The organism is Draconibacterium sp. (assembly GCF_041583095.1).
Taxonomy (GTDB): Bacteria; Bacteroidota; Bacteroidia; order Bacteroidales; family Prolixibacteraceae; genus Draconibacterium.
Genome location: NZ_JBFHGM010000204.1, coordinates 1 through 9,374 on the forward strand (window position 1 = coordinate 1; position 9,374 = coordinate 9,374).

Sequence of the window (9,374 nt, forward strand, 5' to 3'; positions counted from 1 at the left end):
AAGGCAGGAGTGATAATGGCAAACATCATTTGGTAGGCCACAAAAATATATTCCGGGAAGTTACGGTCGGGCGACAAGGGTGTACTTGATGTAACTCCGTTCAGAAAAGCTTTATCGAAATTTCCAATGATGCCGAAAAAATCATTTCCGTCGACCAGGGTTCCACTAAAACACATAGAGTAGCCAAAGCTAATCCACAGAATAGTTGTAATTCCTAACGACACAAAACTCTGCATCATAATACTCAGGATATTTTTTTTACAGCCCAAACCGCCGTAAAAGAAAGCCAGCCCGGGAGTCATTAACATCACCAAACTGGTAGCCACAATCATAAAGGTAGTTAGTCCTTTGTCAAACATCATTTTCTTAAATATTTTTTGATTTCGATGACCAAAAATAGAATATGACTTTAATAATTTGACAGTTTTAAAGCTCCCCGAAAATCATTTATTTACTTTTTTGCACATTTTTCTGACACTTTAAAAGCCCGCAAATACATTTTACAACAACTCGTTAAAACAGGGTTCAGGTTTCGATCGATTCATTTTTCAACCCTGATTTTTAAATTTTGGACGGGGTGAATTTTTTATCGAACAAAAAATAGCTGCAAAATTTGAAATTGAATGGGGTTAAAATCAAATTCAGAAAAAAGGAAAAACAAGAAAAAGCAGTGAAAATAATGACAAATCTCACCTTTTTTAAATTCGCTCTAAATTAGTATCTGTTAAACTTGAATTAATATTGGAGGCGAATCAATATAGTTGCAGCATAACATAACCCAAAATTATCTCGACTATTACAACCTAGCCGACATGTTAAATATAAAGACTTCGATTTGGAACGAACTATAATGAATTCCATCTATTATCTAGTGCACGAAGACTTACTCAGTAATAATATTTAAAAACAATTAAGATTGGAGCATATCCTCTAAAGCAGATACATTCAAACGGTAAAAAAAACAGACCGTTTAAAACTGATTTTAAACGGTCTGTGATACTGTTAAATTAGCCAATAATCTTTAGAGTTTATTTAGGACTGACCAATTCAAATATCTGCTAAAGATTAATTTTGATCGCCAGGACCTAAGTTTGGATTCGCATCAATTTCTTCTTGCGGAATTTTAAATATCCACTCAGCATTAACTGATGGTTTATCTTGCTGGAATCCGCTTTGGTACAAACCGGCAGAAGCACCGGAACCACCATCTGCAGCATGGTCAATTCCTTCGTCCCAACGTATCTTATCCGTGTAAAGAAATCCTTCTCCCCATAATTCTAAAGCTCTCTGGAACTTAATATGTTCCATTAATTTTTCTTTAGTATCGTACATGGTAACATCATAAGCGCTGTCGCGTTCTTCGCCCAACGGTTTTAATGCATTTTGTGCAGCTTCAATATTGCCTAACATGGCTTCTGCTTCTGCTTCTATCAAATACATTTCAGACGAACGCATTAAAATAATATCATCCGGATCTGTAGTTCCGGGTGACTTTTGTCGCATTTTTACGTGCATATACGGATGCGTGTTATGAGCGGAAGTCCATCCATATACACTGGCAAGTCGGTCAATTTCTGCATCAAATTCTTCTTCTGTTGTATACAACGGGTTGGTATTATTATCCCAGCCACCCATACCGTTAGCCGCAGAAGTATTTGAATTTGGAGCATCTTTTAAGAACAACCCTTTTCTATAGTCAGTATCCGGAATTTGAGCGTATAACCGCTTATCCATAATTTTTGGATTATTTCGATTTTGACTCCCGTTAAATGTATTACACATTAAATAAAAATACGAACGGAAAAAAGTTGTTTCAGTACTAATTACATTACTTCCCCAAATTACTTCAGGAAGTAAGGTTGAATTAAAGCCTGAATAATAATCATCCTTATCCATAATTGGATAATTCTGACGTGCCATCGCCGCTGCATCCGCTGCTGTTCTCCATTCCCCCATATTTAATGCTATGCGAGCTTTTAAACCATACGCAACGTCAATATTTAGTTGAGATTTGTCGGATGCATTACCGGTTGGCCTTGCAGTTGCTCCCTCAAAATAACTTATAGCACTATTAATATCTGATACACACTGATCATAAATTTCTTTTACTGTAGATCTGGGCGCACTTGTAAAAGGTGCTTCAGAAGCAAATAATAAAGGCACGCCTGGATCTGTGGCCGGGTTGCCAATCAGATAGCCTTTAGCAAAGTGCTGAACCAATGAAAGATAGGCATATGCTCTATAGGTATAGGCTTGTCCTATAATTTCTTTAAATTTTGCATCTTCAGCGATAGTACCGTCGGCAGCTTTATTTATTATGGCGTTGGCACTGGCAATGATATGATAGCGTTGATACCACAACTGTTTAGTTGTTAAAGATGTTTCCTGATTATGAGAAATCCATTGTGTATCGTCTTGCCAACCCAAATTGTTTGCCCTGGCACTGTGAATTACACCGCCTGCTAAATTATCTCCTAGAGGAATCCAGTAATGATTTCCTGACCTTTGGCTATCTCCTCCCGAAAGCATGGTTTGTGGCTGAGCATATAATAAACGATGCAGGCCATTTAGAATAAGTGCCATATTTTCAGCAGATGCCAAAGCATCACCAGAAGAAATAGCATCTGTTGGTTTTGTTTCCAGAAAGTCTTCCTGACACGATGTTGTTGCAATAGCTACTATTACAAGTAACAAGATTATCTTTTTAAACATAGTTATTATGTTTTAATTATTTTTTATGATTAAAATGTAACATTCAATCCAATCGAGAATACTCTCGATGGGTTAAAATCATTACCCTCAGGTGTTCCTGACAAGTTGTATTGAGGATCGAGTCCTTTCCGCTTACTTTTTAGATATAGATTCTCTCCGGTAAGTGATAATCTTAAATTGTCAACACCAATTCTCTCGGTAACAGAACCGTCAAAAGTGTAGCCTAAGCTAACATTTTTCAAGGTCCAGAAAGACGCATCTGTTAAAAAACGGGAAGATTGTGTTTGCACTAAATCAACATTTCCGTTTTCCATTCTGGGCACATTGGTTACATCGCCCGGATTTCTCCATGCATCCAAAATATCAGGATGAAGCGATCTACCATAAGTACCACTATGCATCATATTAGCATATCCATAATCCAAAAATTTTCCGCCGATACCATATGTCACTAAAACATTCAGGTCGAATCCCTTATAACTAAAATAATTCGATACTGATCCTAAAACATCAGGTATGGAGTTGTCTCCTGTGTAGGCTCTTTCAGTTTCTTCCCAATCATTTGTGGTTTCCTGATTCCCATTATCATCCAAAACAGGTACACTATTACCATCTTCATCAAATTCAAACATCCAGAACAATTGATCTCCTGTATCCGGGTCTACACCTGCAGTTTGAAGTATATAAAAATCATAGATTGATCTACCTTCTGCCCATCTTTTTGAACCATCGATAAAAGGATCTGGAATTTTCGTAATCTCATTTTTAAACGTCGATGCCTGTACTGTCATATCCCATTTAAATTCCCCCTTGTCAATGATATGTCCGGTTAATCCTATTTCAATTCCTGAATTATACAGATCGGCAATGTTCGAAGGCACAGTATTTAAACCATTACTTAAAGGAATAGGTAAATCATAAAGCAGGTCAGTTGAATTCTTCTTGTAATATTCAACCGAACCATCAATAAGGTTATTGAATAAACCAAATTCCAGGGCTACGTCGAAACTTCCAACCGTTTCCCATTGAAGATCGGCATTACCAATTTCTGACCAGTAAATAGCAGGATTACCTGCGTTTGATGTCAGTCCGTATCTTGGTTGAGATAAGAAGAAGTCGCCCAGATCATCGTTACCTACCTGACCATATGAAGCGCGGAGTTTTAAATGATTAACCCAACTTACATTTTTCATGAAATTTTCCTGATCTATTCTCCAGGAACCACCAACTGAATAGAAGTTACCCCATCTTGATTTTTCATCAAAAACAGAAGAAGCATCTCTTCTTACTGACGCACTGATATAATATTTACCGTCGAAATTATAGTTGGCTCTTAAGAAGTAACCTTCAATAGTTTTTTCAGTAGTAGCACCACCTAAACTAATTGGCTCGGCAAAATTGTCAAATTCATAAATACCTGTAGCAACTTGTTTAATCGAAGTACCATCGATACCCGAATAAATACGCTGGAAGCTTTCATGTCCTGCTGTAATGTCTACACTGTGAACCTCATTAAAGTATTTTTTGAAGGTTAAAATCTGGTTGAAGTTTTCAACATCTCTCCGGTACCTGTCTTCTCCATATCTTCCGGTTGGTTGGGCATCGCCAATAATATGGTTTTCATATTCTTTTTCAAGACCTTCATTTATATCTCTACCGTAATTCAACCTAAGATTAAGCCCCTCAATTATTTCGAAGTCGGCAAAGAATCGAACTCCGTAGGTATTATTTCTTGTAGTTTCATCATTTAACATCAATTCCTGAAGAGCATGACGACCTTGATTTATCGGCCTTGAACCAATATTGTATTCAGAATAACCTTCACCGGCATCAAAAACAGGCTCTCCTCCGGCATCCAATACTATGTTTCCATCCAGGTCATTTACATATACAGGATAAATTGATCCTATGTTTTTCGCAAATCCGAAAGGGTTTACAATACTACCTGTTCCTGCTGAAGTTGGACCGGCAGATTCGGTAAGGGTAATGTTTGCACTACCTCCTAGTTTTAACCAATCGGTGGCATCGAATTCGGCATTTAAACGCGAAGTAATACGATTAAAATTGGTTGTAACCACATATCCTTCTTCATCCAGGTACGAAGCAGAAAAGAATACTTTATGCCTGTCGCCTCCTCCGGCAACATTAACATTGTAATTTGTTCTCAACCCGGTTTGTTCCATTTCATCATACCAGTCTAAGCTCTTATAAATTACGCTTGCTCCCGGATTTAACATTCCGTCAGTTCCAACAATTTGGTTATTTGCCACATTAAATGGGTTATACCCTAAACTGTTGTAAATATTTGCGGAAGCATAGGCCGCATCTCCGCCACCTGCACTCGAATTTTTTAAAGCCTGCCACATCATTTCATAGTACTGCCCCGGAGAAACTTCATCGTAGCTCGGAATACTCCGGCTTACGATACCTACCTGGGCAGATACCGAAGTTTTAATATCACCTTTAGTACCATTTTTAGTAGTGATTAAAACTACACCATTCGCGGCTCTTGACCCGTACAATGACGTAGAAGCAGCATCTTTAAGGATCGTAAAAGATTCGATATCTTCCTGGTTAATTGTATTTAACGAACCTTCATACTGTATACCATCAACAATATACAACGGATCAGAACTTCCATTAAGTGTTCCTACACCGCGAATAACAAGATTAGGTGAAGAACCTGGTTGCCCTGATGCAGAAGTAAATTGTACTCCTGTTGCTCTACCCTCAATTGCTGCAATTGGAGAAGTAACATTGCGTGATGATAATTCTTCAGCCCCCACTACATCGGCAGAGCCGGTAAATGCCTGCTTAGTTGATGTACCATACGCAGTTACAATCACTTCATCAAGTCCTAATACATCCGACTCAAGGTTAACATTAATTACAGAACCTGTTGCCGGCATCTCAACTGTTTTCATACCAACAAACGAAAACACAATTGTTTGCGCATCTGTTGGAATGTCGAAGGAATAAACACCATCAATATTGGTTACTGTACCAACGGTGGTTCCTTTAACACTTACTGATACACCCGGTATTGGAGTGTTGTCTTCAGAATTTAATACGGTTCCGGAAACGCTCCTAACCTGTGCACTTGCTATTTGTACACCTACTATAAGAGTACAAATAAGAAATAGCGTCAGTTTTTTCATTGAAAATAAATTTGATAGATTAATGAATAATTATGTATTGCACAATTATGTGCACATATACAATACAATTAGTTGTACAGCCTAAATAGTTTTTGTTTTTAAGTTTTAAATCCCATGAATATTCGGGATACCCGCAATTGAATCATTCGATTCAACCACATTCACAATTTACAATCATACTCGATTGTATTTTTTATCACTCTTATTTGCTCACAATTGTTAAACAATGCTGTAACCTTTTACCCCTAAAAAAGTTCACATTTAATTATTAAAAGAGTTTCGATCTAATTGTTTACTACACGAAAACTCATGTGATGCTGTGAGCCACTGTTTATATTTTCAATTTAAAATACGAATACACTGTTGTTCAATAAAATGCAACCAGTAATAATATACAGAGAATGAAGAAAAACGTTACAAATCTTACTCTTTTTTGCATGATACAATAACATTCTTTTTGTTTGCAAGCATTTGAAATGCCGGGAAAAATACAATTTAGAAACTTCGCAATATGAGGATTCAGCTAAATTTTGTTAGAAGTTCATTTACAACTGCAATGAAGGGATGAATAAATCGAAACCTATTATCCTCACCTACACCTTAAAAGAAAAACAATCGGATTTCATCAATAGAGAGGATGTAGAAATGGAATTATTATTTGAAGTAATGTATAAATGATCTGACAAGGACCTTGAAATGTGAAGGAGATAAAATTACATCTGATACTTTTTCTAATTGCCGAACTAATAATCTACTGTCAACCTAAAATCATCCCAATAATAGTAGCACTCATCAACGAGGCCAGTGTGCCCGCCAGCAGCGCACGCATTCCGTATTGCGAAAGCAGTACCCGACGTTTTGGTGCCAGCGCACCGATTCCTCCAATCTGGATACCGATGGATGAAAAATTGGCAAAACCACACAATATATAAGTGGCCATAATAATCGACTTGGTTTCGGCAAACGCACCGGCGGCTTTTAGGTCGGCTAGCGAAACGTATCCTATAAATTCGGTCAGAATCAGCTTCTCGCCCAGTAAACGACCAACCACAGCAATATCTTCCGGGCAAACACCAATCAGCCACATTATAGGCGAAAAGGTATAACCCAATATAAACTGCAGCGACAGTTCATCGTATTTTCCATCGGTAATATTGGCAATAACATCATTTAAATGTGTGATGGCGCCCACTTTGGTAAATATAAAATTGAACATGGCAATAAAAGCAATAAAAGCCAAAAGCATTGCAGCCACATTTACAGCCAGTTTTACACCTTCTGTTGTTCCGTTTGTAATGGCATCGAGAACGTTGCTGCCAATTTTATCGCGATTCACATCAATGGTTTTATTAATTGCGTCGGTTGGTGGAACAAGCATTTTCGAGAATACGATAGCTGCCGGAGCCGCCATAACCGATGCAGTAAGCAGGTGCTTGGCAAATTCCAGCCGCAATTGCGGATCGTCGCCGCCAAGCAAAGCAATGTATGCCGCTAAAACACCTCCTGCAAGCGTTGCCATTCCACCGGTCATTACCAACAGAATCTCTGATTTGCTCATCTTATCAAGGTAGGCTTTAATCATCAGTGGTGATTCGGTTTGTCCAAGAAAAATATTCCCGGCAACAGAAAGCGCTTCTGCTCCTGAAATTCGAAGGACTCTGGTAAACACCCAAGCCAGCCCGTACACAATTTTTTGAATAATGCCCCAGTAGAATAACAAACTGGTTAAGGCCGAAAAAAAGATAATTGTTGGCAACACCTGGAAAAGAAAAATATAACCATAGGTATCGGCATCCATCAGGTCGCCCAAAAGAAAGATACTTCCCTCTTTGGTAAAGTCGAGCACCTTAACGAATATCTTTCCAAAAAACTCAAACCCCGTTTGTACAACGGGTACATACAAAACACCAAGCGCCAGCAAAATTTGCATGGCTAAACCAATTCCGACTGTTCGCCAGGGTATATTACGGCGATCGGAACTAAATATATACCCCACAAAAACCAACACCACCATTCCCAACAATCCCCGAAAAAGGGTTATAATTGAGAAAGGCGTTTGTCGTTCTTTTGCCAAAAGAATATTTGAAGTATCGGTTTGTTGTGCTGCTGCGTCGGCTGCTGCAAGCATTGTTTCGCCGGCATGTGCCGCCAACGGTTGGATAAAGAAAATGCCGGTAATTACTACCAGCAACATTATCATGCGTTTCATTGAGTGTTTTTTCATTTCCTTTCACCCCTGTCGTCCCTTTGGTCCTCCTGTCCCCTTGAGGGGACAATCGCTATGAAGTAGCGATAGGGGTGATTGTTAATTATGCGTTTCTAACTTACTTCTCTCGTTTATTCAATTCATCGCGAATAATCGATGCCTTTTCATAATCTTCGTCTTCGATGGCCTCGTTCAGCAATTCCTGCAAATCACTTGTTGAATATTGCGAATACGAAGAACCGGTCGTTTCGGGCTCTTCTTCATCCATCATACTGCGCACCGGAGAGTCTTCATCATCCGATTCCAATACAATTCCGGCTTTCTGTAAAATTTCTTCCGAGGTATAAATCGGGCACCTGAAACGTAAAGCCAAAGCCACTGCATCTGATGTTCTCGAATCAATCCGAATCTCTTTGCCGTTCATCTCACACAAAAGCTCGGAATAAAAAATGCCTTCTTCCAGCTTATATATGGTTACCTCCAGCAAAGCGATATCAAACGCCAGAGCAATATTTTTTATTAAATCGTGAGTAAGTGGCCGCGGAGGTTTTAATCCTTCCAACTGAATGGCAATTGCCTGTGCTTCAACCGGTCCGATAATTATAGGAATTCTGCGTTCTCCATCTTCTTCTGCCAACACCAACGCATAAGCCCCCGATTGGGTTTGACTTACCGATAATCCTAAAATGTTTAAGCGTATTTTTTGCATGCTAACGTTTGCCCTGTATCTTTTTTTCGATGCAAACAAATATAATAATCATTTTCGTTCCATTCCATTTATTTTGCCCGTTTTAAAAGTATCGGCCCTAAAACTGTGCTAAAACCGGCCACCAAAAGATGAAGACCAATTGTATAAACAGAGATATTTACTAATTTCAGAATCCCTGTATCGTAAGCCTCGTAAAGGGAATACAACGTATTTTATAAAAAAAATGATCTGAAGTTGTAGTTTTTTACCTGCTTTTACGACATACAGGGTGAAGAGCAAAAAATGAAAAACCAAATTGCAAATAAAACTGAGTTTAGCGAGCTGATTGAAAAGCACCAGGCAATAATCCACAAAATAACACTGTTTTATGCCAACGGACAAACAGATCGCGAAGATCTTTTTCAGGAGATTTGCCTGCAACTCTGGCGCTCGTTTCCCAATTTTCGGAATGAGGCGAAATTCAGCACCTGGATGTATCGCGTGGCACTAAATACAGCCATCAGCGATATACGAAAAAAGAAAACGGATATTCATTTTGAGCAGCTGCGAGATAACGATCGTATGGAAACAGAACCTTCTGACGAGAAGG

General features: G+C 38.6%; 5 protein-coding genes and 1 pseudogene. 1 reads left to right on the forward strand and 5 read right to left on the reverse strand.

The genetic code is table 11. The features are described from left to right. The 5 genes and pseudogenes from ABZB17_RS16495 to ABZB17_RS16515 form a co-directional block, all read right to left on the reverse strand. Positions 1-362 (reverse strand): annotated as a pseudogene (locus ABZB17_RS16495) (ammonia channel protein); the annotation flags it as partial. A 703-nt stretch (positions 363-1,065) separates the two neighbouring features. Continuing rightward, positions 1,066-2,712 (reverse strand): RagB/SusD family nutrient uptake outer membrane protein, encoded by a 1,647-nt coding sequence (locus tag ABZB17_RS16500; RefSeq protein ID WP_372651676.1) that lies wholly within the window; start codon positions 2,710-2,712, stop codon positions 1,066-1,068. A 29-nt stretch (positions 2,713-2,741) separates the two neighbouring features. After that, a complete protein-coding gene (locus ABZB17_RS16505) occupies positions 2,742-5,870 on the reverse strand; it encodes a SusC/RagA family TonB-linked outer membrane protein (protein ID WP_372651678.1) in 3,129 nt (1,042 codons plus the stop codon). Positions 5,871-6,627: 757 nt separating this feature from the next. Continuing rightward, the gene (locus ABZB17_RS16510; protein ID WP_372651680.1) at positions 6,628-8,079 is read right to left on the reverse strand and encodes a NupC/NupG family nucleoside CNT transporter; all 1,452 of its coding nucleotides are present in this window, start codon (positions 8,077-8,079) and stop codon (positions 6,628-6,630) included. A 115-nt stretch (positions 8,080-8,194) separates the two neighbouring features. Continuing rightward, positions 8,195-8,785 carry a bifunctional nuclease family protein gene (locus tag ABZB17_RS16515; RefSeq protein WP_045033525.1) on the reverse strand — a complete coding sequence of 197 codons (591 nt, stop codon included), beginning with the start codon at positions 8,783-8,785 and terminating at the stop codon, positions 8,195-8,197. Positions 8,786-9,067: 282 nt separating this feature from the next. On the opposite strand from ABZB17_RS16515, the gene ABZB17_RS16520 reads away from it, so the two are divergent. Further along, a partial coding sequence (locus tag ABZB17_RS16520; protein ID WP_372651682.1) for an RNA polymerase sigma factor occupies positions 9,068-9,374 on the forward strand: 307 nt, incomplete at its 3' end.